2 protein-coding genes are annotated in these 1,364 nt (G+C 65.9%); both read right to left on the reverse strand.

Annotated features, from left to right (window positions below):
* Nucleotides 1–613: hypothetical protein (locus ACIPWY_RS13575; RefSeq protein ID WP_401533203.1), on the reverse strand; the 613-nt coding region annotated here is incomplete at its 3' end.
* A 482-nt stretch (nucleotides 614–1,095) separates the two neighbouring features.
* The coding region (locus tag ACIPWY_RS13580; RefSeq protein WP_393699430.1) for a hypothetical protein at nucleotides 1,096–1,364 on the reverse strand (269 nt) is incomplete at its 5' end.

Below are 1,364 nucleotides of genomic sequence, written 5' to 3' on the forward strand. Positions count from 1 at the left end.
TACCGGTGCCGCTCTGCGTACCGCCCTGAGTGTTACCGGTGTCGCCGGTGTCGCCGGTGCCGCTCTTTTTGGTGTCGCCGGTGCCGCCCTGGGTGTTGCCCTGGGTCTGGGTGTTGCCGGTGCCGCCCTGCGTGCCGCCCTGGGTGTTACCGGTGCCGCCCTGCGTGCCGCCCTGGGTGTTGTTGGTGCCGGTCTGCGTGCCGCCCAGCGTGTTACCGGCACCGCCCAGCGTGTTACCGGTACCGCCCTTGGTGTCGCCCTGGGCCTGGACGATGTTGATGCCGCCCTGCGTGCCGCCCTGGGTGTTACCGGTGCCGCCCTGCGTGCCGCCCTGGGTGTTACCGGTGCCGCTCTGCGTGCCGCCCAGGGTGTTACCGGCACCGCCCTGCGTGTTACCGGTACCGCCCTTGGTGTCCCCCTGGGACTGGACGATGTTGATGTCGTCCCCGTCGCTGAAGGGATTACCGTAATACCCACTGCCGTGGACAGCGGTAATTCCTGCGGGGAGTGCAGGATCGTTACGGAGGTCCGCGGAAGCCTGACCGGCCGTTGCGCCTGTCAGTGCCACGGCAGCGGAAAGAGACAGGGTTGCGCAGATGCCGACTCGTTTCACAGTAGCCCTTTCTTGCGGTAGATAGGAGATAGGATTTCTTGCGGACCAAACTGTCGCAACACTTCACTCCATAACTACAGGCGACACGGGCGATGTCACCCGTACAGAGTGTTGGCAGACTGCACCCTGATCGCGAGACTCCTGGCATGCCGGTCCCGCAGCGGCCGCCTCCGGACCGGCGAGTCCTCTCTCCGGACCAGCACTACAGCTGTGACTTGCGCTCTCGTCGGTTTCGAGTGGCGTAGTGACAAGTGCGGGCGCGTGCTTGACGGGGTGCGGCGCCGTAGGGACTGGGCGATTTCCGGTTCGCGACCGAGGATCCGGCCATTACACGAAAGACGCCGCACCGCCGACTGCGGCCAACTGCGTTGGCCACATGGGCTGTGCGACGTCCTCGAACCGGATGTTCGTGATCGATCCTGGAGAGCTTGGCATCACCTCGCAGAGGTTTCCTCCGCGAGGTGATGAACTCCCTCTAGTGACTAACCCTGGACTCCGCCCTGGGTGTTGCCGTTACCGCCACCCTGGACTCCGCCCTGGGTGTTCCCGTTACCGCCACCCTGGACTCCGCCCTGGGTGTTCCCGTTACCGCCACCCTGGACTCCGCCCTGGGTATTGCCGTTACCGCCACCCTGGACTCCGCCCTGGGTGTTCCCGTTACCGCCACCCTGGACTCCGCCCTGGGTGTTCCCGTTACCGCCACCCTGGACTCCGCCCTGGGTGTTCCCGTTACCGCCACCCTGGACTCCGC

The organism is Streptomyces sp. NPDC090032, from assembly GCF_044748025.1.
Taxonomy (GTDB): domain Bacteria; phylum Actinomycetota; class Actinomycetes; order Streptomycetales; family Streptomycetaceae; genus Streptomyces.